This is a genomic window from Pseudomonas sp. FFPRI_1, from assembly GCF_055384485.1.
This window is the reverse complement of sequence record NZ_AP029168.1, coordinates 7,211,832-7,237,054: the sequence shown is the minus strand read 5'-3', so window position 1 is coordinate 7,237,054 and position 25,223 is coordinate 7,211,832. Positions and strand designations below refer to the sequence as shown.

Sequence of the window (25,223 nt, the reverse complement as noted above, 5' to 3'; positions counted from 1 at the left end):
TTTACCGATGGTGAGTGTCGCCAGCCGGTCGCTGAAAATGGCGAACCTGGATCTGGAAACCATTACGTAAGCCCACATAGAGGCTTTCCCCGGGAGTCAGTCCCGCAGCGGTGGCCCAACGGGCCAAATCATCTTGTTCGAACCCTAGCCAGAGATCGCCGCAAGCCTCTTTGGCCCAGCTCTGGTTGTGGCTGCACAAGTCTGTCACTAACAGGCTGCCGCCTGGTTGCAGCAATTGGGCCATCTGCTTGAGGGCCTCGGCCGGTGCGGCGAAATGGTGCAGGACCATATTCAGTACCACGCAGTCGGCGTTGAGTTGCACACCGTCCAATGCATCGGCCAGTTTCAGACTGACGTTAGCCAGCGTTTCGCGCTCACACAGCTGGCGTGCCAGTTCAAGCATCGCCGGGCTGTTGTCCACCGCGGTTACCTGGGCAAAGCGCCGGGCCAGCTCGGGGAGAAATCCACCGTCGCCGGGCCCGACTTCAATCGCCGTGGCCGCAGGGTCGAAGCTCAGTTTGTCCAGCAGCGCGAGCACACTGTCGCGGTACTGGGGCAGTCCTGCGATCAGGTCCTGCTGGGCGCGGAACTTCTCCGCCACCCGGGAAAAAAAGTCCTGGCTGGCGGCAGCCCGTTGCCGGTGCACCAGGCCGATCCGCCCCTGGACTTCGATCGGCAGAGCCAATTGATCGACTTCATCGAGCAAGGCTGCATGCAGCTTGCCACCCAGCAGCTCGGTGTGGGGCAGGGCGCGGCGATAGAAAATCGCATTGCCTTCACGGCGGGTCGCCACCAGGCTGGCCTGGGCCAGGACTTTCAGGTGATGGCTCATGCCGGATTGGCCGATGGCGAAGATCTGTGCCAGCTCCAGCACGCCGAATGAATCGTTGCTCAGGGCGCGCAATACATTCAGCCGCAGTGGATCGCCACCGGCCTTGCACAGGGCAGCCAGTTCGTCGCAATCGTCATGGGCAAGGGTTGGTGCGCGCAAGTTCATAAGGGCAGCAGTCTAGTGATGCAGGAAGGCCCCTGCAAGGCCAATATCAAAAAGTTTTGATATTGGTTGCCAGGCGTTCGTGGAGGCCTGTGTACCTCCAATCAACGAGCGACAGCGGGCGTTCACCAGTCGATTCAACCTCTATCTGTGGGAAAAACATGCCTGAGTGACTATCTGTCATTGCCCCGGCCTGGCGCCTGAGGGAAAATGCAGGCCTTTTTTCCGTTTCGTTTTATTCAATCCCCAGGAGATCAGCGATGCCAAGCCGTCGTGAGCGTGCCAACGCCATTCGTGCCCTCAGCATGGATGCCGTGCAAAAAGCCAACAGCGGCCATCCCGGTGCCCCCATGGGTATGGCGGATATCGCCGAAGTACTTTGGCGTGACTACCTGAAGCACAACCCGAGCAATCCATCCTTCGCCGACCGTGACCGCTTCGTGCTGTCCAACGGTCATGGCTCGATGCTGATCTACTCGCTGCTGCACCTGACCGGCTACGACCTGTCGATCGATGACCTGAAGAACTTCCGCCAGCTGCACAGCCGTACCCCGGGCCACCCGGAATTCGGCTACACCCCGGGCGTGGAGACCACCACCGGTCCGCTGGGCCAGGGCCTGGCCAATGCCGTGGGCTTCGCCCTGGCGGAAAAGGTCCTGGGTGCGCAGTTCAACCGCCCGGGTCACAACATCGTCGATCACCACACCTACGTGTTCCTGGGTGATGGCTGCATGATGGAAGGCATTTCCCACGAAGTCGCTTCCCTGGCCGGCACCCTGGGCCTGGGCAAGCTGATCGCCTTCTACGATGACAACGGCATTTCCATCGACGGCGAAGTCGAAGGCTGGTTCACCGACGATACGCCCAAGCGCTTCGAAGCCTACAACTGGCAGGTGATCCGCAACGTCGACGGCCACGATCCGGAAGAGATCAAGACCGCCATCGACACCGCGCGCAAGAGCCCGCTGCCGACCCTGATCTGCTGCAAGACCACCATCGGCTTCGGTTCGCCGAACAAGCAGGGCAAGGAAGACTGCCACGGCGCGCCACTGGGGGCCGAGGAAATCGCCCTGACCCGTGCCGCCCTGAAGTGGAACCACGGCCCGTTCGAAATCCCTGCCGACATCTATGCCGAGTGGGACGCCAAGGAAGCCGGTCGCGCGGCGGAAGCCGAGTGGGACCAGCGTTTCGCCGCCTACTCCGCAGCTTTCCCCGCTGAAGCCAACGAACTGGTGCGTCGCCTGAGCGGCGATCTGCCGGCAGACTTCGCCGAGAAGGCCAATGCCTACATCGCCGAAGTGGCGGCCAAGGGTGAAACCATTGCCAGCCGCAAGGCCAGCCAGAACACCCTGAATGCCTTCGGCCCGCTGCTGCCCGAGTTCCTCGGTGGCTCGGCGGACCTGGCCGGCTCCAACCTGACCCTGTGGAAAGGTTGCAAAGGCGTCAGCGCCGAAGATGCCAGCGGCAACTACATGTACTACGGCGTGCGTGAGTTCGGCATGACCGCGATCATGAACGGCGTGGCCCTGCACGGCGGCCTGGTGCCTTACGGCGCGACCTTCCTGATGTTCATGGAATACGCGCGCAACGCGGTGCGCATGTCGGCCCTGATGAAGCAGCGGGTGATCCACGTTTACACCCACGACTCCATCGGCCTGGGCGAAGACGGCCCGACTCACCAGCCGATCGAGCAGTTGACCAGCCTGCGCACCACGCCAAACCTCGACACCTGGCGTCCAGCCGATGCCGTGGAATCGGCGGTGTCCTGGAAGCACGCCCTGGAGCGCAAGGACGGCCCTTCGGCGCTGATCTTCTCCCGGCAGAACCTGCAGCACCAAACCCGCGATGCCGGCCAGATTGCCGACATCAGCCGCGGTGGCTACGTGCTCAAGGACTGCGCGGGCGAGCCTGAGCTGATCCTGATCGCTACCGGTTCGGAAGTGGGCCTGGCGGTTCAGGCCTTCGACAAGCTGAGCGAGCAGGGCCACAAGGTGCGCGTGGTTTCCATGCCGTGCACCAGCGTGTTCGACGCCCAGGATGCGGGTTACAAGCAATCGGTGCTGCCGTTGCAGGTCAGCGCGCGGATCGCCATCGAAGCCGCTCACGCCGATTTCTGGTTCAAGTACGTGGGCCTGGAAGGCCGCGTGATCGGCATGACGACCTACGGCGAGTCGGCGCCTGCGCCAGCCTTGTTCGAAGAGTTCGGCTTCACCCTGGAAAACATCCTGGGCCAGGCCGAAGAGCTGCTGGAAGACTAAAAAAGCACGCGGTGGCCTGGCCACCGCGATCCCCTGCAGGAATGGGTTCGCCGATTCCTGCAGCCGGGTGCGCATAACAAGTTTGTCTGCCTGTGCCTGATCGAGAACCCCATGCCTCAACCGCGTCCCTATAAAGTTGCACTCAACGGCTACGGCCGGATTGGTCGTTGCGTCTTGCGTGCTCTGTTCGAGCGAGGGGCTGCGGCCGGGTTCGAGATCGTCGCCATCAATGACCTGGCGGACATGGCCAGTGTGGAATACCTGACACGCTTCGACTCTACCCATGGCCGGTTTCCCGGCGAGGTGAAGGTCGATGGCGACTGTCTGCATATCAATGGCAATTGCGTGAAGGTGTTGCGCAGTGCCACCCCCGAAGGCATCGATTGGGCGTCCCTGGACGTCGATCTGGTGCTGGAATGCTCCGGTGCCTACCACACCCGCGAAGACGGCCAGCGTTTTCTCGACGCCGGCGCGCCGCGGGTGCTGTTCTCCCAGCCGATGGCCAGCGAGGCGGATGTCGACGCCACCATCGTCTACGGGGTGAACCAGGATTGCCTGACCGGTGCCGAGCGGCTGGTGTCCAGCGCGTCCTGCACCACCAACTGCGGTGTGCCGCTGCTGCGTCTGCTGGACCAGGCCATCGGCCTGGAATACATCTCGGTGACCACCATTCACTCGGCAATGAACGATCAGCCGGTAATCGATGCCTATCACCACGAGGACCTGCGCCGTACCCGTTCGGCGTTCCAGTCGGTGATCCCGGTGTCCACTGGTCTGGCCCGTGGCATCGAGCGCCTGTTGCCGGAACTTGCCGGGCGAATTCAGGCCAAAGCTGTGCGGGTGCCGACGGTCAACGTGTCCTGCCTCGACATCACGATGCAGACCGTGAGTGATACCGACGCCACCGAGGTCAACCGGATCCTGCGCGAGGCCGCCACCAGCGGCCCGCTCAAGGGCTTGCTGGCCTACACCGAGTTGCCTCATGCCAGCTGTGATTTCAATCACGATCCCCATTCGGCGATCGTCGATGCCAGCCAGACTCGTGTTTCCGGCCCTCGGCTGGTGAACATCCTGGCCTGGTTCGACAACGAATGGGGCTTTGCCAACCGAATGCTGGATGTTGCAGGCCACTACCTGCAAACAGCTGCTCCACTTTCTGTCTCTAAACTCTCTGCTTCTAAAGAACAGTAACCCAGGAATTGCGACCCATGACCGTGTTGAAGATGACCGACCTCGATCTGCAAGGTAAGCGCGTGCTGATCCGTGAAGACCTCAACGTCCCAGTCAAGGACGGTGTCGTCACCAGCGACGCGCGGATCCTGGCTTCGCTGCCGACCATCAAGCTGGCCCTGGAAAAAGGCGCGGCAGTGATGGTCTGCTCGCACCTGGGCCGTCCCACCGAAGGCGAGTTCTCGGCCGAGAACAGCCTCAAGCCGGTAGCCGACTACCTGAGCCGTGCCCTGGGCCGTGAAGTGCCGCTGGTGGCCGACTACCTGGGCGGCGTTGACGTCAAGGCCGGTGACCTCGTGCTGTTCGAGAACGTGCGCTTCAACAAGGGCGAGAAAAAGAACGCCGACGAACTGGCCCAGCAATACGCGGCCCTGTGCGACGTGTTTGTGATGGACGCCTTTGGCACCGCGCACCGCGCCGAAGGCTCGACCCACGGCGTCGCCAAGTTCGCCAAGGTGGCGGCTGCCGGCCCCCTGCTGGCCGCTGAACTGGATGCCCTGGGCAAGGCCCTGGGTGCCCCGGCCAAGCCGATGGCAGCCATCGTCGCCGGCTCCAAGGTGTCGACCAAGCTCGACGTGCTCAACAGCCTGAGCCAGATCTGCGACCAGTTGATCGTGGGCGGCGGCATTGCCAATACCTTCCTGGCGGCCGCGGGTCACCCGGTGGGCAAGTCGCTGTACGAGCCGGACCTGCTGGACACTGCCCGTGCCATCGCTGCCAAGGTCAGCGTGCCGCTGCCGGTGGACGTGGTCGTGGCCAAGGAGTTCGCCGAAAGCGCAGCAGCCACCGTCAAGCTGATCGCTGATGTGGCGGATGACGACATGATCCTCGACATCGGTCCGCAAACGGCCGCGCAGTTCGCCGAACTGCTGAAATCGTCCAAGACCATCCTCTGGAACGGTCCGGTGGGCGTGTTCGAGTTCGACCAGTTCGGCAATGGCACCAAAGTCCTGGCCCAGGCCATCGCCGATAGCGCCGCATTCTCCATTGCTGGCGGTGGCGACACCCTGGCCGCTATCGACAAGTATGGCGTGGCCCAGCAGATCTCCTACATTTCTACCGGTGGCGGTGCCTTCCTCGAGTTCGTCGAGGGCAAGGTCCTGCCGGCAGTTGAAGTCCTGGAAGCCCGGGCCAAGGCCTGAGGCCCGGATTGGCCGGGCAAAGGAGTGTTCTGATGGTCAAGACGTTGTCACTGTTGATCGCCGTGGCGTTGCTGGCGGGGTGTTCAAGCGCCCCTGAGGCAAAACCTGAGGATGCCGTCGGCGAGCCGGAGAAGGGCTGTTACCAGGCGGACTGGCAGGCCGAGACGGCCCCGGTGATCAACAAGCGCCTGGGCCCCGAGGGGCTGGAGAAGTACGAGACACCGTCAAAGGCCAGGGAACAGGGTTGCCCATGACGGGTCAGATTGGATAACGCAACGTGCCGGGGCCCGCGGGCCGCCCGCCGAGGAACATCGATGAAAGGTTTGATCGCCGTGGCGATGCTGGGCTTGCTTGCAGGGTGCGCCAACCTCAACCTGCTCAAGTCGCCCACCACCGACAACTGGACCACCTGGGTCTGCGACAGCCAGGCACAAGTGCTCTGGCGTTACACCGACGACAGCCGCAAGGCCGTCGACGTGCGCCTGGGAGGCGACGATCAGGTGCGCCGCCTGAAGCTTGAACCCAGCGGTTCGGGTTCGCTGTACAGCGATGACATGCTGGCGTTTCACGTAAAGGGTGAGGAAGGCCTGGTGTACTGGGTCGCCACCAATGACTTGATCGGCCGCGGCTGCAAGGCGCAATGACGGCAGCCTGTGCCCGAACCTGATGCCTCCTCCAGGTGTCCGGCGCTTGCAGCACGGCCGTGTCAGCTGGAGGCGTGAAGCCAGGCCCTCGAATGCGATTGCGTTCATTCGCGGCCTGGGATTCACAGGACTGGAATACTGTTTTACCGAATCCGCAGAGCGGGCTGACCCCCGATCTGCAATCACTTGAATAGCAGCCGCCGCTCCGGCAGGCTTGCACGATTAACGACCCTCGACCGGGAGAGACACACACAATGGCACTCATCAGCATGCGCCAGATGCTGGACCACGCAGCCGAGTTCGGCTACGGCGTTCCAGCCTTCAACGTCAACAACCTTGAGCAGATGCGCGCCATCATGGAAGCCGCTGACAAGACTGACTCCCCGGTGATCGTTCAGGCGTCCGCCGGTGCGCGCAAGTACGCCGGTGCACCTTTCCTGCGTCACCTGATCCTGGCCGCCATCGAGGAGTTCCCGCATATCCCGGTGTGCATGCACCAGGACCACGGCACCAGCCCTGACGTCTGCCAGCGCTCCATCCAACTGGGTTTCTCCTCGGTCATGATGGACGGCTCCCTGGGCGAAGACGGCAAGACCCCGACCGATTACGAATACAACGTCCGCGTGACCCAGCAGACCGTGGCCATGGCTCACGCCTGCGGCGTGTCGGTTGAAGGCGAGCTGGGCTGCCTGGGTTCCCTGGAAACCGGCATGGCCGGTGAAGAAGACGGTATCGGCGCCGAAGGCGTGCTGGATCACAGCCAGATGCTGACCGACCCGGAAGAGGCCGCAGACTTCGTCAAGAAGACCCAGGTCGACGCCCTGGCCATCGCCATCGGCACCAGCCACGGCGCCTACAAGTTCACCAAGCCGCCTACCGGCGACGTGCTGGCGATCGACCGGATCAAAGAGATCCACAAGCGCATCCCCAACACTCACCTGGTGATGCACGGTTCCTCTTCGGTTCCGCAAGAGTGGCTGGCGATCATCAACCAGTACGGTGGTGACATCAAGGAAACCTACGGCGTGCCGGTTGAGGAAATCGTCGAAGGCATCAAGTACGGCGTGCGCAAGGTCAACATCGACACCGACCTGCGCCTGGCGTCCACCGGTGCCATGCGTCGCCTGATGGCCACCAACCCGAGCGAATTCGACCCGCGCAAGTTCTTCGGCGCCACCGTGACCGCCATGCGCGACGTGTGTATTGCCCGTTACGAAGCCTTCGGTACTGCAGGCAACGCTTCGAAGATCAAGCCGATCTCCCTGGAAGCGATGTTCCAGCGTTACCTCAAGGGTGAGCTGAACGCCAAGGTCAACTAAGCCTTTGCGCTGAACGAAAAAGCCCGCAGTGATGCGGGCTTTTTTGTGCCCGGAATTCCCGCCTCCGTAGCCGCCGGCAAGCCGGCTCCCACAGGGGATCCAGGCGTTTATTGTAGGAGCTGGCTTGCCAGCGAAGAGGCCCTTTGGGCCTGCGCTGTGTTTCAGGACGCCCTCGCCGGCAACCCGGCTCCTGCACGGGGAGGGGGTTTAGGTTTTGTTGTGGTCGATGTCCAGCTTGGTGAAGGTCACCTTGCCGCCTTCGCTGGTGTAGCCGGTGTTGTCCTGCACATAGACCCCAGCCTTGAAATACAAGGGCTTGTCGCGCCAGGTGGCGCTCAGCTGGGTGTCCCACTGGTAGCCCGCCGCGCTGATGCCCAGGGCGCCGCCCGGGCTGAGGTGGATCAGGTAGGAAAACTCCCGATCCATGGGCACGTTCTCGGCAATGGTGATGACCCGGCCTTCCTCGTCGTCCGGACGCAGGCGCACCTTGGCCACGATGTTGCCGCTGCCCTTGCTGGTCTTGTACTGGTACTCGACCTTCACCAGGGGCTTGGTGCTGTTGTAGGCGTGGATCTGGCCGATGACGATCTTGCCCGACGAGGGCACCTGGTTCACCGCGAGGGTGGCATACAGCAGGTTGTCGGCTTCGGGATAGGTCCAGTTGCGCAGCGTGCCGTTGGCGTAGGTCTCGCGCAGTTCGGTGCGGGGGTAGATGGCATTCTCGGTTTTCGAGCCGGTGACCGGCGACCAGAAGAACAGCGTGCCGGTGTCGGAGTGGAAGTACTGGTCCTTGAAGCCTTGGACCAGCCTCGGAGTGTCGATGGTGGTCGGTGGGCTACCGACAGGAACGCTGAGGTTCCAGGTTGCCAGGTCGATCATGGTGAAGATTCCGCAAGGAGCGGCCTGCAGCAGGCCGGTGAAGGCTTTGGTCTGAGCTTCTCAGGGCGTCTTTATAGCGCAGAAGCACGCCTGGGAAAGGTCCGTACGGCAGATAATTGGCGCCGGCAAAATGTCGAAATGCCATCTTTCCCGGTTTTCCTGCTGCAAAAGTGTGACCGTTAGTCGGGAGTCGGGGCCATTGGCAGAGCGATGGCGTACTGACAGCTTCTGCTTTGCGGTATCCGGGTCTAGAGTGAAACCTCAGTTTTTGTCAGGTTTTCTCAACCGTTCGGTCTTATCTACAGACAAGAGAAGCAGCATGGAATGCGTGCAACCGGAGGCAGCCCAAGGTCACTCCACTCTTTTGATCGTCGATGACTATCCTGAAAATCTCCTAAGCATGCGCGCGTTGTTGCAGCGTCAGGATTGGCGGGTGATGACCGCTGCCTCCGGCGTGGAGGCCCTGGGTCTGTTGCTCGAGCATGAGGTGGACCTGGTGCTGCTGGACGTGCAGATGCCCGGCATGGACGGTTTCGAGGTCGCCCGGCTGATGCGTGGCAGCCAGCGCACCCGGTTGACCCCGATCATTTTCCTCACCGCCAACGAGCAGTCCCAGGATGCCGTGATCAAGGGCTATGCCAGTGGCGCGGTGGACTACCTGTTCAAGCCTTTCGACCCGCAGATCCTCAAGCCCAAGGTCCAGGCGCTGCTCGAGCATCAGCGCAATCGCCGGGCCCTGCAGCACCTCAGCCATGACCTGGAGGTGGCCAGGGCATTCAATGCCTCGGTATTGGACAACGCTGCCGAAGGCATCCTGGTGGTGGACGAGGGCGGTTACGTACGCTTTGCCAATCCGGCTGTTTCACGCCTGCTCAGTGCCCAGGTGAAGGAGCTGGAGGGCTCGCCCTTTCTCGACTACCTGCAAAAGCCCCATGTTCCCGACTGGAGCGATTCGCAGCTGTACGCCTGCTATCGCCGGGGTGAAACCTACCGCCTGCATGACGCTCTGCTGCGTACCGTCCCCGGCCAGCAGATCAGCGTGGCACTGTCCTGTGCGCCACTGCCCAGCGAGCAGAAGGCCATGGTGGTGACCCTGCTGGACATGTCTGAGGTGCGTCACTTGCACCAGCAGTTGGAGTACCAGGCCGTGACCGACCCGCTGACGGGGCTGCTCAACCGCCGGGGCTTTTACCAGACGGTGGAAAACATCCTGTTGCGCAGTGATCGCTCGGACAAGTCCCTGGTCCTGCTGTACCTGGATCTGGACGGCTTCAAGCGGGTCAACGATTCCCTGGGTCATGACGCCGGCGACCGGGTATTGCGCTGGGTTTCGGAGCAGTTGAAGGAGTGCCTGCATTCGTTCGACATTCTCGGGCGCATGGGCGGGGATGAGTTCACCGCCTTGCTGGAGCTGAGATTCCCCGAGCAGGCAGCGAAGATCGCCGAGAAACTGATCGAGCGCCTGTCCATCAACCAGCAGATCGATGGCCTGGAGGTGGTGCTGGGGGCGAGTATCGGCATCGCCATTTACCCCGACTGCGGCTCCAACCTGGATGGCCTGCTGCGGGCCGCGGACATTGCCATGTACGAGGCCAAGCGTGCCGGTCGACAGCAGTACCGCTACTACGATCACGAAATGAACGGACGCGCCCGCTCCCGGCTGATGCTCGAGGAAAGCGTGCGCAGCGCGGTGGAGCGCAAGGAATTCACCCTGGTGTATCAGCCCCAGGTGGCCATTGCCGATGGGCGCTTGCGCGGGTTCGAGGCGCTGCTGCGCTGGCGGCATCCGAGTGTTGGCGACGTGCCGCCGGGGTTGTTCCTGCCTTTGCTTGAAGAGGCCCGGCTGATCAGTCGGCTGGGCAGTTGGATCTATCAGCAGGGCGCCGCCCAGCGCAAGGAATGGGAGCAGGTGTTCAGCCCTGATCTGGTGCTCGGCATCAGCCTCAGTGCCACCCAGTTCAGCATGCCCAACCTGGCCTCGGAACTGCGTCAGGTTCTGATGCGCCACGGCTTGGAACCGCGCCAGCTGGAAGTCGAGGTGACCGAGGCGGCGCTGACCCAGAACCTGGATGACACCCGCAAACAGCTGCAGTTGTTGCATCAGTTGGGGGTACGGGTGGCCCTGGACGATTTCGGTTCAGGCAGCTGTTGCCTGGCCTACCTGCGTGATTTGCAGCTGGACACCCTCAAGCTCGACCGGCACTTGATCGCCCGCTTGCTCACGTCACCGCGGGACGCCGCGATTGCTCGCAGCGTGATCGATCTGTGCAAGCAGTTCGGTTTGCTGGTGATCGCCGAGGGCGTGGAAACCCTCGAGCAATACCAATGGCTCAAGGCTTGCGGCTGTGAGTACGTGCAGGGTTTCCTGGTGGCCCGACCCTTGACCGTCAGCACCGCCAGCCAGTTCGTCCAGCCGTTCGACTGGAGCGCGCTGCAGGCTTGAATTCGCTACACTGGCGACCTTTGCATCTTGCGTTGTTCCCCCATGACTGCACTCAAATACCTCCAGGCCTATCCCGCTGCCTTGCAAGAGCAAGTGCGCCAGCTGATCGTCGAGGAGCGTCTGGGCGACTACCTGAGCCAGCGTTATCCGGCCAAGCATGGGGTGCAGAGTGACAAGGCGCTGTACAGCTATGCCCTGGAACTGAAGCAGGAATACCTGCGCAACGCACCGCCCATCGACAAGGTGCTGTTCGACAACCGCCTGGACCTGACCCATCGCGCCCTGGGCCTGCACACCTCGGTGTCCCGGGTGCAGGGGGGCAAGCTCAAGGCCAAGAAGGAGATTCGCATCGCCTCGCTGTTCAAGGAAGCGGCGCCGGAATTCCTGCGGATGATCGTGGTGCACGAGTTGGCGCACTTCAAGGAATCCGATCACAACAAGGCGTTCTACAAGCTCTGCGAGCACATGCTGCCGGGCTATCACCAGTTGGAATTCGACCTGCGGGTCTACCTGACCTGGCGCGACCTGCCAGCCAGGGTAGAGGTGTCGGGTTGATCCTTAGCGACCAGGAGTAGGCGATGGATGTGAGCAAGACCAAGAGCAGTTTCTACCGCCGGCTGTATGTGGCGTACCTGATCGACAGCGGCCTGGCCAGTAGCGTGCCGGCGCTGACCGAACTCACCGGCATGCCCCGGCGTACAGCCCAGGACACCATCGCCGCTCTGGCGGACCTGGACATCCACTGTGAGTTCGAGCAACAGGACGGCGCCCGCAATCATGCCGGTTGCTACCGGATTCACGATTGGGGCGCGATCGACAAGGCCTGGATCGAGCCGCACCTGCCGCAGATCAAGGCCGTGCTGGGTTATCCCTGAGGTTCAGGCGCGGCGCATGCCGATATGCGGGATGTCGTCTTCCAGGTATTCATCACTGGCGACATTGAACCCGTAGCCGGCGTAGTACCCCTGCAGGTGCGCCTGGGCCGAAAGGTAGATCGGGGTATCAGGCCAGTGCCGTTGCGCCTGTTTCAGCGCCTGCTCCATCAAGCTGTGGCCCAGGCCTTGGCCCCGGGCCTGGGCAGCGGTCACGACGCGACCTATCACCACGTCGCCGCCTTGGGAGATCGGGTCCAGCAGGCGCAGATAGGCCACCAGGCTGTCGCCATCCCAGGCCATCAGGTGGCAGGTGTCGCCTTCAAGGTCGCGTCCATCGACTTCCTGGTAGGGGCATTTCTGTTCCACGACAAAGACTTCAGTGCGCAGTTGCAAGATCGCGTACAGCTGTTCCTTGCCCAGGTCGGTGTGGTGTTTGCAGACCCATTCGATGGTCATCTTCATATCCTGTGAAAAGTGCTGCGCGAAATAGTAAGCAGATCGGCGCAGTATGTCTTGTGGAGTGTGCCCGGGAGCTTGTTTCTGTGAGTTGGGTCAAAATGCCACTATTGTGTTTCCTGACGCTTGTCTTCTTTGTGTAATCTGCTTTCAGGTTCTGTGCATGAGCTAATGTTAGGACCTGGGTCGACCTGCCGAGTCAGGGCCGGGCCCCTGGAGTGTGGGCTGGAACGCGCCGGGCCCTGTGCCCGCTAAGGATCTTTTAGCATGCTGCGATTGCATCGAGCTTTGGCCTTGATCGGATTGCTGTTGCTGAGTCAGGGCGCTTCTGCAGAGAAGCTGCGGCTGGTTGCCGATGTCTGGCCCCCCTTTACCGACGCGACTCTGGTCAATGGCGGTGTGGCCACCGACATTGTCAGCACGGCCCTGGCCCGTGCCGGCTACTCCAGCGAATTCGAACAGGTGCCCTGGGCCCGGGCCCTGCTGGGCATTGGCGAGGGGCGCTACGACGTGCTGGTGAATGCCTGGTACAACGACGAGCGCACCCAGTTGGGGCAGTTCTCTTCGGAGTACATGGTCAACCGGGTGCGCTTCATCAAGCGCAAGGATGCGGTTCTGGAATACAGCAACCTCAAGCAGCTGCATCAGTACCCGATTGCCGTGGTGCGCGGGTATGCCTACTCATCGCAATTCGACAACGACCCTGATCTGCAGAAAGTGCCGGTGCACAACTTCGCCATGGCCGTGCGCATGCTGGCAGCGGACCGGGTCAAGCTGACCCTGGAAGACGAATACGTAGCCCGCTATTACCTGGCCCGGGAATCACCGCGGGTGCGCAATGCCGTGGAGTTCCTGCCCAAGCCCCTGAGCGAGAACAGCCTGCACATCCTGGTCAGCCTGAAGAACCCCGAGCACGCACAGATCGTGGCCAGGTTCGACAAGGAAATTGCCGCCATGAAAGCCGACGGCAGCTACGACCGCCTGCTGCGCCAGCACGGCATGTAACCGGACAGTGGGCTAGTGCAGGCGCTGCCTTGTGTAGGAGCGGGCTTGTGTAGGAGCTGGCTTGCCAGCGAAGAGGCCGGTGGATTTCCCGCAGCTCCCGCGGCCCCTTTCGCCGGCAAGCCGGCTCCTACGGTTATTCAGCGCTGCTGGTGTCCTTGATCAGGTGCGCTGCCAGGGTCCGCAATGGGCCCAGCTGGCGGCAAATCAGCGCCAACTGGGTCTGCACCAGGCGCTGGCCTTCGTCGATCTCGTCGGGCATCTGTTCCAGTTCATTGGCCAGCGCTTCCTCGGCGTCGCTCTGAAGGGCGATTGGGGTCTTGTTGGCCAGGCCCTGGGCAATCTCGTCGATGCTCGCCGTCAGGCTGGCCCCGGCGCCCTCGATCAGGTGTTCGCGAACTTCGTCCGGCAGCCGGGTTTCCCGGTGCGCGCCCAGGCCCGAGAGGTAGCTGAGCAGGGTGTGGGACAGCACCAGGAAGCGGAAGCCCACGTCCGCTTCCTTACGGAAATGCCCTGGTTCCATGAGCATGTTGGCCAGGGTGGTGGACAGCGCTGCGTCGGCGTTGTGGGCGTTGCGCCGGGCCAGGCGGTAGGCCAGGTCGTCGCTCTTGCCGGCGGCGTACTGCTGCATGATCTGGCGCAGATAGATGCTGTTGCAGGTCAGGGTGTTGGCCAGCACCTTGTTCAGGCGCCGTCCTTGCCAGTCCGGCAGGAACAGGAACACCGCCAGGCCGGCGATCAGGCTGCCCAGCAGGGTATCGAACAGCCGGGGCAGGAACAGCCCGTAGCCATCGCCCACCTGGTTGAAGCAGAACAGCACCATCAGGGTGATGGCGGCGGTGGCCAGGGTGTAGCGAGTGGTGCGGTTGGTAAAGAACACCACCCCGGCGGCAATGGCGAACAACGATTGCACCAGCGGGCTGGGGAACAGGTCGAACAGCGCCCAGGCGATGGTCAGGCCGATGGCGGTGCCGACGATCCGCTGGCCCAGCTTGCGGCGGGTGGCGCCGTAGTTGGGCTGACAGACGAACAGCGTGGTGAGGATGATCCAGTAGCCCTGGGACGGGTGGATCAGGTGCACCATGCCGTAGCCGATGCTCAGGGCCAGGGGCAGGCGCAGGGCATGGCGGAACAGCAGTGAAGTCGGCGTCATCTGGGTGCGCAGGCGCACCCAGACATCCTTCAGGTTGCGCGGCGAGCGGTCCAGCAGGCTGCTGTCGGTGGCATCGGCCAGGGCATCGGGGTTGCTGGCATCGCTGAGCAGGCGGTCGAGGGTGCCGAGGTTGGCGGCCAGGGCCCGCAGCGAACGCAACAGGCCGCGCCAGGCCGGGTTGCTCTGGATCCGCAGGTGCTCCAGGGACGCATGCAGATCGCCCAGGGCCTCGGCGAAGCCGGCGTCATAGACGAAGGGCTGGCGCAACTGGATGGATTCACCCAGGGCACGGCAGGCCTTGCCCTGTTGGCGCAGCAGGCGTTGGCAGCGAAACAGCACGTCGCTGTGGAAGAAGGCGTCAGTCAGGGCGTTGTAGGGGTAGTGGGACGAACTGGCTCGCTCGTGGATGTCCTGGGCGAGGAAATACAGCTTCAGGTAGCGGCTGACCTTCGACCCCGGACGGCCATTGCCGACCCGGTGCAGGATGATCTCCTTGGCCGCGTTGAGGGCCGCCACCACCTTGCCGTTCTGTCGGGCCAGCTCCAGGCGCTGGGCTTCCACATCCAGCTGGCGGATAGGCTCGAACAGCGACGACTTGAGCTTGAGATAGAAACCCAGTTCACGGAACAGCCGGGCCAGGCTCTGCTGCACCGGCTGGTTGGAGAACAGTGCCTGCCACAGCACCGAGAGCAGGCCGTACCAGGCGGCACCTGCCACCAGCAACAGCGGCTCATGCCAGAAATCGATCACCGCGCCGCCGCGCTGGTCGACGCCGATCATGGTGTAGACCGACAGAATCAGGGTTGCCGAAGCGATGGCTCCGTAGCGTTCCCCGAGGGCGCCGAGCATGGTCAGGCCGAAGCTGGCCAGGGCCAGGGCGATGGCGAAGATCCAGGGGTAGGGGAACAGCAGTTCCACCGACAGTGCGGCGATGCTGAAGCACACCAGGGTCACTGCCAGGGCATTCAGGCGGCCTTGCCAGCTGTCGTCGGTTTCCGCCAGGGCGCTGGCGATGATGCCCAGGAACAGCGGGATCAGCAGGGCCATTTCATCCTGGTACCAGCACAGCGCCATGCTGCCGGTCAGGGCGATGAACACCCGCACGCTGTAGCTGAATTTGTCCAGTGCCCAGAGACGGCGCAGGGATTGGCGAAAAGAGGTCGATGACATGAAGTGGGTAAGGCCTTCCGGGGCGATGCAGCTAAATTGAGCCAGTATTGACGACGGCGCAATGCCGCCGTCACATCCTTGAGCAAAATCTGTTCCTCTTTGCGAGGTTCGATCTGGGGTGTGAGCGCTGGGGCGGAGCCTGAGAGGCGGGCAGGTTGGGCGATGGGGCTGCTTGTGAGGCTGTTCGTGGACAGTGGTACTGGACTGGGCCCGGCTACGCGGGCCCGCGGGAGCAAGCGCCCAGGCCAGACAAACCACAGCAACCATGGACCGCTACACGAGCAGGAATTCCAGGAGCGGCGGTTGCGGCAGCCAGCAGGCCTGCCGCAGGTGTTCGGGAGGATCAGGCGTACTGCGCGGCCGCGTAGCCTGAGGCCCAGGCCCACTGGAAGTTGAAGCCGCCCAGGTGGCCGGTGACGTCCAGTACTTCGCCAATGAAATACAGCCCCGGGCTTTTCAGTGATTCCATGGTCTTGGACGACACCTCGCGGGTGTCGACGCCGCCCAGGGTCACCTCGGCGGTGCGGTAGCCTTCGGTGCCCGCCGGCACCAGTTGCCAGTTGCCGAGCTTGCCGGCCACCTCGGCCAACTCCGCCGGGGTGTACTGCTTCATCGGCTTGGAGACGAACCAGTGATCCGCCAGCAGGCCGGCCATCTTCTTGGTGAAGATCTCCCCCAACAGGGTCTTGAGCTCGCTGTTGGGGCGCTCCGCCTGCTGCTGTTGCAGCCAGCCCAGGGCGTCGTGGTCCGGCAGCAGGTTGATCTCGACGGCGTCGCCGGGCTGCCAGTAGGAGGAAATCTGCAGGATCGCCGGGCCGCTGAGGCCGCGGTGGGTGAACAGGATGTTCTCGCGAAAGCTCTGGTCGTTGCAGCTCACCAGGCAATCCACCGAGGTGCCCGACAGCTCGCCGCACAGCTCCTTGAGCTGGTCGGTGATGGTGAAGGGCACCAGGCCGGCGCGGGTCGGCAGCAGTTGGTGGCCGAACTGTTTGGCCACCTGATAGCCGAAGCCGGTGGCGCCCAGGGTCGGGATCGACAGGCCGCCGGTGGCGATCACCAGGGACTGGCACTGCACCGGCCCCAGGGTGGTTTGCAGCAGGTAGCCGGCGTCCAGTTTCTCGATCTGCTGGATCGAGGTGTCCAGGTGCAGCTCCACGCCCACTTGCTCGCACTCGTCCAGGAGCATGCCGAGGATGTCGCTGGACTTGTTGTCGCAGAACAGCTGGCCGAGCTTTTTCTCGTGGTAGGGCACGCCGTGCTTGGCCACCAGGCCGATGAAGTCCCACTGGGTGTAGCGCGCCAGGGCCGATTTGCAGAAGTGCGGGTTCTGCGAGAGAAAGTTGGCCGGCTCGGTGTACATGTTGGTGAAGTTGCAGCGGCCGCCGCCGGACATCAGGATTTTCTTCCCGGCCTTGTTGGCGTGGTCCAGCAGCAGCACCTGGCGTCCCCGGCCGGCCGAGGTCAGGGCGCACATCAAACCTGCGGCGCCAGCGCCAATGATCACGACTTCGGTAGAGCGCAAAACGGTGTCCTCTCACAAAACTCACGACAGGCGCCTGCCGTAGGAGCTGGCTTGCCAGCGAAGGCCGCGCCGCGGTCCGTGGCGCGGACCGGGTTATGGGTGTTTGGCGGCGCGTGGAGCGCCGCCCGAGTGCTGCTGGCGCGGGGTCAGAGAATCCGCACGCGCAGCGAACGGCCCTTGATCTTGCCGCTGTTGAGGCGCTGCAGGGCCTGCTTGGCGATGCTGCGGTCCACGGCCACGTAGGCCTGGAAGTCGAAGATCGCGATCTTGCCGACCTGGGTGCCGGGAATGCCGGCTTCGCCGGTCAGGGCGCCGAGGATGTCTCCTGGACGCACTTTGTCCTTGCGCCCGGCGCCAATGCACAGGGTGCTCATGGCTGGCAGCAGCGGGCCGCCGCCCTGGCTTTTCAGGCTGTCGATCTGTTCCCAGTTCAGCGGGGCTTTCTGCAGTTGCTCGATGGCCTGGGCGCGGTGAGCTTCGGACGGCGATACCAGGCTGATGGCCACGCCTTTCTCGCCGGCACGACCGGTACGGCCGACGCGGTGAATATGGATTTCCGAGTCCCGTGCCAGTTCGACGTTGATCACCATGTCCAGGGCGTCGATGTCCAGGCCGCGGGCGGCGACGTCAGTGGCCACCAGCACCGAGGTGCTGCGGTTGGCGAACATCGCCAGCACCTGGTCGCGGTCGCGCTGTTCCAGGTCACCGTGCAGGCCCACGGCGGACATGCCCTTGGCGGTCAGGTGGTCGACGGTTTCCTGCACCTGCTGCTTGGTGAAGCAGAAGGCCACGCAGGACTGAGGGCGGAAGTGGTTGAGCACCTTGACCACCGCGTCCATGCGTTCTTCCGGGGAAATTTCGTAGAAGCGCTGTTCGATCTGGCTGTCGGCGTGCAGGGCTTCGGCCTTGACCTGCTGCGGATCGCGCATGAACTTCGACGCCAGTTGCTTGATGCCCACCGGGTAGGTGGCGGAGAACAGCAGGGTCTGCCGACGCTCCGGGGTGTAGGCGATGATTTCCTCGATCGGGTCGTAGAAGCCCATGTCGAGCATGCGGTCGGCTTCGTCGAGTACCAGGGTGTTGAGGCCGTCGAGTTTCAGCGAGCCCTTGCGCAGGTGCTGGGAGATGCGTCCCGGGGTGCCGACGATAATGTGCGCACCGTGCTCCAGGGAGGCGATCTGCGGGCCGAAGGACACGCCGCCGCACAGGGTCAGGACCTTGATGTTGTCTTCGGCGCGGGCCAGCCGGCGCACTTCCTTGGCCACCTGGTCGGCCAGCTCGCGGGTCGGGCAGATCACCAGGGCCTGGCAGCCGAAGTAGCGCGGGTTGATCGGGTTCAGCAGGCCGATGCCGAAGGCCGCGGTCTTGCCGCTGCCGGTCTTGGCCTGGGCGATCAGGTCCATGCCCTTGAGGATCACCGGCAAGCTCTGCGCCTGGATCGGCGTCATCTGGGCATAACCGAGGGAGTCGAGGTTAGCCAGCATGGCGGGAGACAGGGGCAAAGTATTAAAAGCGGTGGCGATGGTGGTCACGGGACTGGCCTGCAAAACAAAATGTCGCGCAGTGTATCAGTCCCGCTGCCACAACCTGCAAATTCTGGACGAGCAGCCGCGCAGGGGCGGTTCCGGGTAGGAACTGGCTTGCCAGCGAAGGCGGCCGCGAGGTTGGCGCGGGGCTCGGGGCCTCTTCGCCGGCAAGCCGGCTCCTACGGAGGGGATGTGCGGGTCAATGCTCGATGTGCTGCTCCTCGAGCTTGCGTGCGCGGCGGCCATCGGTGGGCGACAGCTGGAGGAAGATTGCCGCCGCCAGCATCGCCATGATCCCTACCGTGAGGAAGGTCAGTTGGAAGGCGCCGAGCACGGTGTCCACGCCATCGTTGCCGACTTCGGCGGTAAAGCCGCCCAGCAGCGCACCGGCGCAGGCCACCCCGAGGCTCAGGGACAGTTGCGCCACCACCGACAGCAGGCTGTTGCCGCTGCTGGCGGCGGCATCGTCGAGGTCGATCAGGGTCACGGTGTTCATGGCCGTGAACTGCAGCGAGTTGATCGCCCCCAGCACCGCCAGCATGCCCAGCAGCAGCGGGTAGGGCGTCTGTTCGCTGACCAGGCCCATGCTGGCCAGCATGATGCCCAGGGCCAGGGTGTTGCCGGTGAGCACGATGCGGTAGCCCAGGCGTTCGATCAGTGGCCGGGCAATGGACTTGGCCAGCATCGCCGCGGCCGCCAGGGGCAGCATGCTCATCCCGGCCTGGGACGGTGAGTAGCCCAGGGCGACTTGCAGCAGCAGCGGCACCAGGAATGGCAGGGCACCACTGCCCAGGCGGGCGAACAGGTTGCCGAGGATGCCCACGGCGAAGGTCCGCACCTTGAACAGCGACGGGGCGAACAGCGGGTTGTCGATATGCCCGGCCCGCAGCCAATAGGCCGCCAGGCAGGCCAGCCCGCCAAACAGCAGCAGCATCACCCGCAGGTGGGGCAGGTGCAGCTCGCCGAGGCCCTCCATGGCGATGGTGATCAGTACCATCGCCGCGCCGAACAGCAGGAAGCCCAGGCCATCGAAGCGCGTGCGCTCGCTGCCCCGCAGGTCGGGGATGAAGCGCCATACCGCGTAGCAGCCGAGGGCGCCCACCGGCAGGTTGATCAGGAAGATCCAGTGCCAGGTCAGGTACTGCACCATCCAGCCGCCCATGGTCGGGCCGATCAGTGGCCCCAGCAGGCCGGGAATGGTGATGAAGCCCATGATCCGCACCAGTTCCGAGCGCGGGTAGGCCCGCAGCACCACCAGCCGTCCCACCGGCAGCATCAGCGCGCCGCCCAGGCCCTGGATCACCCGGGCGCCAATCAGTTGGGTCAGGGTGTTGGACAAGGCGCAGAGCAGGGAGCCGATGCTGAACAGCAGGATGGCGCCGAAGAAGATCTTCTTGGTGCCAAAGCGATCGGCGATCCAGCCCGAAGCGGGAATCAGCAGGGCCACGGTGAGCATGTAGGCGATGATCACCCCCTGCATGCGCAGCGGGTTTTCCGCCAGGTCCTGGGCCATGGCCGGCAGCGCCGTATTGAGGATGGTGCCGTCCAGGGACTGCATGAAGAAGGCGATGGCCACCACCCAGGGCAGCCAGCGGGCGGTGGTGGCGTCGAGAGGCGGGCGTGCGGGCATGGGACCTCGATGTCAGTTCAGGTAGGAGCCGGCTTGCCGGCGAAGGACGCGCTGCATTCGGGCCGGGGCGTTGCATCGTTCGCTGGCAAGCCAGCTCCTACAGCTTTGCGGGCAGTTCCTACAGGGTCAGGGTCAGGCGGCTGACCAGTGCCCCTGGCAGATGCATCGAAGCGGTCTGGCGCTGGCCGTAGGTACTGGCCGACAGCAGCAGCTCGCGCTGTTCGGTCAGGGCCTCCAGTTGCGAGCCCAGCAGGCTGTAGACGCTGTCATCGAAACGCATGGTGCTCACCGGGGCCTGGATCTCGCCGTTCTCCACCCAGAAGGTGGCGAAGCGGGTCATGCCGGTCAGGCGTGCGGCGGGCAGGTCCGAGTAGTTCAGATACCACAGGTTGCTGATGTACAGCCCAGTGCCCAGTTGCTTGAGGATCTGCTGCTGGGACAACTGGCCCGCGGCCATGTTCAGTGCGCTGGGGTATTCGCCGCTGCCGGCGCCGTTGGCGGTGAGGCCATACTCGGCGGCGCTGCGGGAGTTGATCAACTGGGCGTTGGCAGCACCCTCGGCGATCAGCTTGAGGTCACTGCGGGGGTAGCCTTCATCGGAAAACGCCGGGCTCAGGGAGCCGCTGACCTGCTCGTCCAGGTTGACCAGGGGGCTGAGGCGGGCATCGCCAGCGTAGAGCTTCTGCAGCGGGCTGTGCTTGCTGGCGATGGACTGGGCCGAGAAGCCACCCCAGGCCAGCATGCCCATGATTTCCTCCAGCGCCGCCGGGGCCAGGTACGCCCGATATTCTCCCGGGGCCAGGGTCCGCAGCGGCCGGCCAAGGAACTCCAGTTGCTGACGGGCCTGCTGGAAGCGCTGGGCGAAGTCCTGGTCGCTCCAGGTGTGACCGGCGTAGCTGGCCTTCACCGCTTCGCCATTGTCGTGGAACAGGCTGAAGTCGAAATTGAAGCTGTTGGCCTGGTGCCAGCCAAAGGCCCCGGCAGAGCTGGCGAAGCCACGACTGATGGGGCCGGCGGCATAGATGCCCACCAGGTCCAGGCCGGCGGCGGCCTGGGCGATTTGCGCCACCACCTGTTCGCTGCCGGGCAGCGGCTGCTCCTGCACGTGGTGGGTCTTCCAGCTCGTGTGGTTGAGCATCAGGTACGGGTCGGCCGGCAGCAGCGGCAGGGTGTCCCGCAGTTGCTGCAAGCCTTCGGCCAGGCGCTGGCGGTCCGTCTCGGGATCGTTGCTCAAGGTGATACTGAGGTCGGCGTGGCGGCCGTCATCGATCAGCTTGAAATGCAGGCTGGCCTGTTGCACCTGGCCAGCCTGGCGCACCTTGGCGTGGTTGAAGCGGATGAACGCCGAGGCTTCGGCGGCGTAACCCAGGGTGAACTGCTCCGACTCCTTGAGCGCATCGCCGAGCCACTGCACCAAGGCCTTGAACTGATCGGCCTGATTTATCGTCCTGGTCATCAGGCGTCTCCTCCAAATACGTCAATCTTGCTGAACACGCAGGCCGGCGAAGCATGGCCAACGCGGATCACCTGGTTGGGTTCACCCTTGCCGCAGTTCGGTGTACCCAGCACCTGGAAGGTGCTGCGGTCGCCCACGGCGCTGAGGTTGCGCCAGAACTGCGCGGAAATGCCCCGGTAGTTGGGGTTCTTCACCACGCCCTTGAGTTCGCCGTTTTCGATCAATTGCCCCCACTCGCAGCCGAACTGGAACTTGTTGCGCGCGTCGTCGATGGACCAGGAGCGGTTGGTGGACATCAGGATGCCGTGCTCGATCTGGCCGATCAGCTGTTCCAGGGGCTGGTCGCCGGGCTCGATGTTGAGGTTGGCCATGCGGTCGATGGGCGCGCGGTTCCAGCCACAGGCGCGGCTGTTGGCCACGCCGTCCAGGCCGCTGCGGTACTGCGACAGGGCGCCACCCAGGGGGCGTACCAGCAGGCCTTCGCGAATCAGGAACTGCTTGTCGGCGGCGCTGCCGTCGTCGTCATGGCTGTAGCTGGCCAGCTCTTCGGGGATCTGCGGGTCGAAGGTCACGTTGAGCAGCGACGAGCCATATTGCAGGCGGCCGAAGTCCTGCTGTTTGACGAAGCTGGTGCCGGCGTAGTTGCGTTCGTCGCCGAGGATCCGGTCCAGCTCCAGAGGGTGGCCGATGGACTCGTGGATCTGCAGCATCATCTGGTCCGGCATCAGCAGCAGGTCGCGGGTGCCTTGCGGAGTGTTCGGGGCCAGCAGCAGTTGCAGGGCCTGGTCGGCCACCCGTGGCGCCGCCCCCAGCAGCCCGCAACGGCTGATCACGTCACCGGAGCCCTGCTGGCCGAAGTTCTCCCGGCCCAGGCTGCGGGTCTGGCTGTCGCTGCCGTCGTAGGCGGTCACGTCCAGGCCCGGATAGACGAAGCGCTGGGCCTGGCGCAGCTCGGCACCGGCACTGTTGAGGTAGATCTGTTCGACCTGGGTGACGCCGATGCCCACCTGCCAGTTCACCAGGCGTTCGTCCTTGGGCACCGAGGCCGATTCATCGCCGAGCAACTGGTAGCAGTCGCTCAAGGACGGGAAGGGCTGTTCCAGGTTCGGCGACAGGTAGTCCGCGCGATGACTGGACACCGGCTGCTCGCGCAGGTCCAGTAGGGCGTGGGCGGCAATCACCCGGGCCTGCTGCTCGGCTCGATCGAGAGCTGCCTGCAGGCCGCTTTGCGACAGGTCGTTGGTGGCCGCGTAGGCTTCCACGCCCCGCACCCGCACGGTCAGCATCGCGCCTTCGTCACGGCCCAGGCTGGGTGGTTCGGCAACGTTCTTGCGCACCGACAGGTACTGGTCCGACTCGCGCACATAGCGCAGGGAAAAGAATTCGGCGCCCGTGCGCAAGGCAGCGAAGCGCTGCTTGAGCTGGGGGTGAAAGTCGAACATGGAGGACCTCCTTGTGAGGCTCGATAGCGGGCCGGCGCGTTTCGCCAGCAAGCTGGCTCCTACAGGTATAGGTGCTGATGGGCTCGGGGGCGAAAGGGGATGTGCAAGTTGCAGAACTGTAGCCGCTGCCCAAGGCTGCGATCAAGGACGCAGTCCTTGCCGCAAGGCGATGGCCGAGCGTGCTGAAGGCAGGAGCGGGACGGGGAGGTTGATGGTTGTCGATCGACAGCCGGAGATTTTCGTTCGCGCCTGTTCCAGGCCCGGGGCCGGGAGGGAGGCATGGGCGGGGAGTGTGGTGCCGCAAGGGCGGGACGAGGGTGGAAGTGGCGCCGACCCAGGCGGTCGGCGCCAACATCGTTTACTGCGCGGTCGGGCCTACTTCACGCATCGGCTTGCCACGTACCGGGGCTTCGCCCGCAACGTAGTAGTCGGCCTTGCTGCGTGGCAGTGGCTGGCGGCCACGGATCTTGTCGGCGATTTTCTCGGCCATCATGATGGTCGGCGCGTTGAGGTTGCCGGTGGTGATGATCGGCATGATCGAGGCATCCACCACACGCAGGCCTTGCATGCCGTGCACGCGACCCTGGCCATCTACCACGGCCATGTCGTCGGTGCCCATCTTGCACGAGCAGGATGGGTGGAACGCGGTCTCGGCGTGCTCGCGGACGAATTTGTCCAGCTGCTCGTCGGTCTGCACTTCGATGCCCGGGCTGATCTCGCGACCACGGTAGGCGTCCAGGGCCGGTTGCTGCATGATTTCCCGGGTCAGGCGGATGCCGTCGCGAAATTCCTGCCAGTCCTGCTCGGTGGCCATGTAGTTGAAGAGGATGCTCGGGTGCTGGCGCGGATCCTTGGACTTGACCTGCACACGGCCACGGCTCGGCGAGCGCATGGAGCCCATGTGGGCCTGGAAGCCGTGTTCCTGCACGCCGTTGCTGCCGTTGTAGTTAATCGCTACCGGCAGGAAGTGGTACTGGATGTTCGGCCACTCGAATTCCGGACGGGTACGGATGAAACCGCCGGCTTCGAACTGGTTGCTGGCACCGATGCCGGTGCCCTTGAACAGCCATTCGGCACCGATGGCCGGCTGGTTCCACCACAGCAGCGATGGGTACAGCGATACCGGTTGGGTACAGGCGTACTGCAGGTACAGCTCCAGGTGGTCCTGAAGGTTCTCGCCGACACCCGGCAGGTCGTGGACCACCGGGATGTCCAGGCTTTCCAGGAGCTTGGCCGGGCCGACGCCGGAACGTTGCAGCAACTGCGGCGAGGCGATGGCGCCGGAGCTGACGATGACTTCCTTGCGCGCACGGGCTTCCACGCGCTCTTCGGTGCTGCCTTGCAGGTAGCTCACGCCCACGGCGCGCTTGCCTTCGAAGAGGATCTTGTCGGTCAGGGCGTGGGTGACGATGGTCAGGGTCGAGCGCTGCTTGGCCACGTCCAGGTAACCGCGGGCGGTGCTGGCGCGACGGCCTTTAGGGGTGACGGTACGGTCCATCGGACCGAAGCCTTCCTGCTGGTAGCCGTTCAGGTCTTCGGTACGCGGGTAACCGGCCTGCACGCCGGCTTCGACCATGGCGTGGAACAGCGGGTTGTTGCCGGCCTTGGGTGTGGTCACGCTGACCGGACCGTCGCCGCCGTGGTAGTCGTTGGGGCCGATGTCACGGGTTTCCGCCTTGCGGAAATACGGCAGGCAATCCAGGTAGGTCCAGTCTTCCAGGCCAGGCAGCTTGGCCCAGCCGTCGTAGTCCATGGCGTTGCCGCGGATGTAGCACATGCCGTTGATCAGCGACGAGCCGCCCAGGCCCTTGCCGCGCCCGCATTCCATCCGGCGGCCGTCCATGTGTGGCTCGGCATCGGTTTCATAGGCCCAGTTGTAGCGACGGCCTTGCAGTGGGTACGCCAGTGCCGCGGGCATCTGGGTGCGGAAGTCGAAACGGTAGTCCGGGCCGCCGGCTTCCAGCAGCAGGACGGTGACGCCTGCGTCTTCGGTCAGGCGGGTCGCCAGGGTGTTACCGGCAGAGCCGGCACCGATGATGATGTAATCGTATTCTTTGGCCATTGGAGCCTCCGTGGGGAGCT

General features: G+C 63.9%; 20 protein-coding genes. 10 read left to right on the top strand and 10 right to left on the bottom strand.

Translation table 11 applies throughout. The annotated features are described in order from the left end of the window. Nucleotide 1: 1 nt before the first annotated feature. On the bottom strand, nt 2–997 hold the full coding sequence (locus ACZ5BO_RS32520; RefSeq protein ID WP_464697491.1) for an ArsR/SmtB family transcription factor: 996 nt from the start codon (nt 995–997) through the stop codon (nt 2–4). A 257-nt stretch (nt 998–1,254) separates the two neighbouring features. Here ACZ5BO_RS32520 and tkt point away from each other — a divergent pair, with 257 nt between their 5' ends. The 6 genes from tkt to fba all read left to right on the top strand — a co-directional run bounded on the left by tkt (nt 1,255) and on the right by fba (nt 7,587). After that, nucleotides 1,255–3,252, top strand: a complete 1,998-nt coding sequence (gene tkt / locus ACZ5BO_RS32515; protein WP_464697490.1) for a transketolase — start codon at nt 1,255–1,257, stop codon at nt 3,250–3,252. A 111-nt stretch (nt 3,253–3,363) separates the two neighbouring features. Beyond that, nucleotides 3,364–4,443 carry an erythrose-4-phosphate dehydrogenase gene (gene epd / locus ACZ5BO_RS32510; RefSeq protein ID WP_025131127.1) on the top strand — a complete coding sequence of 360 codons (1,080 nt, stop codon included), beginning with the start codon at nt 3,364–3,366 and terminating at the stop codon, nt 4,441–4,443. A gap of 17 nt (nt 4,444–4,460) precedes the next feature. Continuing rightward, complete coding sequence (locus ACZ5BO_RS32505; protein WP_464697489.1) at nt 4,461–5,624, top strand: phosphoglycerate kinase; 1,164 nt, start codon at nt 4,461–4,463, stop codon at nt 5,622–5,624. Nucleotides 5,625–5,656: 32 nt separating this feature from the next. Next, nucleotides 5,657–5,878, top strand: coding sequence for a hypothetical protein (locus ACZ5BO_RS32500; protein ID WP_464697488.1), 222 nt, complete (start codon nt 5,657–5,659; stop codon nt 5,876–5,878). A gap of 60 nt (nt 5,879–5,938) precedes the next feature. After that, nucleotides 5,939–6,268 (top strand): MliC family protein, encoded by a 330-nt coding sequence (locus tag ACZ5BO_RS32495; protein WP_025131130.1) that lies wholly within the window; start codon nt 5,939–5,941, stop codon nt 6,266–6,268. 254 nt (nt 6,269–6,522) lie between these two features. Continuing rightward, nucleotides 6,523–7,587, top strand: a complete 1,065-nt coding sequence (gene fba / locus ACZ5BO_RS32490) for a class II fructose-bisphosphate aldolase (protein WP_003229012.1) — start codon at nt 6,523–6,525, stop codon at nt 7,585–7,587. Nucleotides 7,588–7,794: 207 nt separating this feature from the next. On the opposite strand, the gene ACZ5BO_RS32485 is transcribed toward fba, so the two are convergent. Further along, the gene (locus tag ACZ5BO_RS32485) at nt 7,795–8,466 is read right to left on the bottom strand and encodes a polysaccharide lyase family 7 protein (RefSeq protein ID WP_464697487.1); all 672 of its coding nucleotides are present in this window, start codon (nt 8,464–8,466) and stop codon (nt 7,795–7,797) included. A gap of 319 nt (nt 8,467–8,785) precedes the next feature. Here ACZ5BO_RS32485 and ACZ5BO_RS32480 point away from each other — a divergent pair, with 319 nt between their 5' ends. Genes ACZ5BO_RS32480 through ACZ5BO_RS32470 form a run of 3 tightly spaced genes read left to right on the top strand, consistent with a single transcriptional unit; the run spans nt 8,786 to nt 11,784 of the window. Next, nucleotides 8,786–10,909 carry a putative bifunctional diguanylate cyclase/phosphodiesterase gene (locus tag ACZ5BO_RS32480; protein ID WP_025131132.1) on the top strand — a complete coding sequence of 708 codons (2,124 nt, stop codon included), beginning with the start codon at nt 8,786–8,788 and terminating at the stop codon, nt 10,907–10,909. A gap of 42 nt (nt 10,910–10,951) precedes the next feature. Further along, nucleotides 10,952–11,464, top strand: a complete 513-nt coding sequence (locus ACZ5BO_RS32475; RefSeq protein WP_464697486.1) for a M48 metallopeptidase family protein — start codon at nt 10,952–10,954, stop codon at nt 11,462–11,464. A gap of 23 nt (nt 11,465–11,487) precedes the next feature. Beyond that, nucleotides 11,488–11,784, top strand: coding sequence for a winged helix-turn-helix domain-containing protein (locus ACZ5BO_RS32470; RefSeq protein WP_025131134.1), 297 nt, complete (start codon nt 11,488–11,490; stop codon nt 11,782–11,784). A gap of 3 nt (nt 11,785–11,787) precedes the next feature. On the opposite strand, the gene ACZ5BO_RS32465 is transcribed toward ACZ5BO_RS32470, so the two are convergent. Then, complete coding sequence (locus tag ACZ5BO_RS32465; RefSeq protein ID WP_464697485.1) at nt 11,788–12,240, bottom strand: GNAT family N-acetyltransferase; 453 nt, start codon at nt 12,238–12,240, stop codon at nt 11,788–11,790. A gap of 267 nt (nt 12,241–12,507) precedes the next feature. On the opposite strand from ACZ5BO_RS32465, the gene ACZ5BO_RS32460 reads away from it, so the two are divergent. Beyond that, nucleotides 12,508–13,245 carry a substrate-binding periplasmic protein gene (locus ACZ5BO_RS32460; RefSeq protein ID WP_025131136.1) on the top strand — a complete coding sequence of 246 codons (738 nt, stop codon included), beginning with the start codon at nt 12,508–12,510 and terminating at the stop codon, nt 13,243–13,245. 133 nt (nt 13,246–13,378) lie between these two features. Here the strand turns inward: ACZ5BO_RS32460 and yccS are convergent, their stop codons facing one another. From yccS to betA, 7 genes are all read right to left on the bottom strand, one after another. Then, on the bottom strand, nt 13,379–15,565 hold the full coding sequence (yccS, locus tag ACZ5BO_RS32455; protein WP_025131137.1) for a YccS family putative transporter: 2,187 nt from the start codon (nt 15,563–15,565) through the stop codon (nt 13,379–13,381). Between the two features lie 343 nt (nt 15,566–15,908). Further along, nucleotides 15,909–17,087, bottom strand: a complete 1,179-nt coding sequence (locus ACZ5BO_RS32450; RefSeq protein WP_464697484.1) for a BaiN/RdsA family NAD(P)/FAD-dependent oxidoreductase — start codon at nt 17,085–17,087, stop codon at nt 15,909–15,911. Between the two features lie 146 nt (nt 17,088–17,233). Beyond that, a complete protein-coding gene (dbpA, locus tag ACZ5BO_RS32445) occupies nt 17,234–18,571 on the bottom strand; it encodes an ATP-dependent RNA helicase DbpA (RefSeq protein ID WP_256245022.1) in 1,338 nt (445 codons plus the stop codon). A gap of 241 nt (nt 18,572–18,812) precedes the next feature. After that, a complete protein-coding gene (gene mdtD, locus ACZ5BO_RS32440) occupies nt 18,813–20,243 on the bottom strand; it encodes a multidrug transporter subunit MdtD (RefSeq protein WP_025131140.1) in 1,431 nt (476 codons plus the stop codon). Nucleotides 20,244–20,361: 118 nt separating this feature from the next. Further along, nucleotides 20,362–21,699, bottom strand: coding sequence for a TldD/PmbA family protein (locus ACZ5BO_RS32435; RefSeq protein ID WP_025131141.1), 1,338 nt, complete (start codon nt 21,697–21,699; stop codon nt 20,362–20,364). Then, nucleotides 21,699–23,141 (bottom strand): TldD/PmbA family protein, encoded by a 1,443-nt coding sequence (locus ACZ5BO_RS32430; RefSeq protein ID WP_025131142.1) that lies wholly within the window; start codon nt 23,139–23,141, stop codon nt 21,699–21,701. Before ACZ5BO_RS32430 ends, ACZ5BO_RS32435 begins: the two co-directional genes overlap by 1 nt. A 358-nt stretch (nt 23,142–23,499) precedes the next feature. Further along, the gene (gene betA, locus ACZ5BO_RS32425) at nt 23,500–25,203 is read right to left on the bottom strand and encodes a choline dehydrogenase (RefSeq protein ID WP_464697483.1); all 1,704 of its coding nucleotides are present in this window, start codon (nt 25,201–25,203) and stop codon (nt 23,500–23,502) included. Between the last annotated feature and the right edge of the window lie 20 nt (nt 25,204–25,223).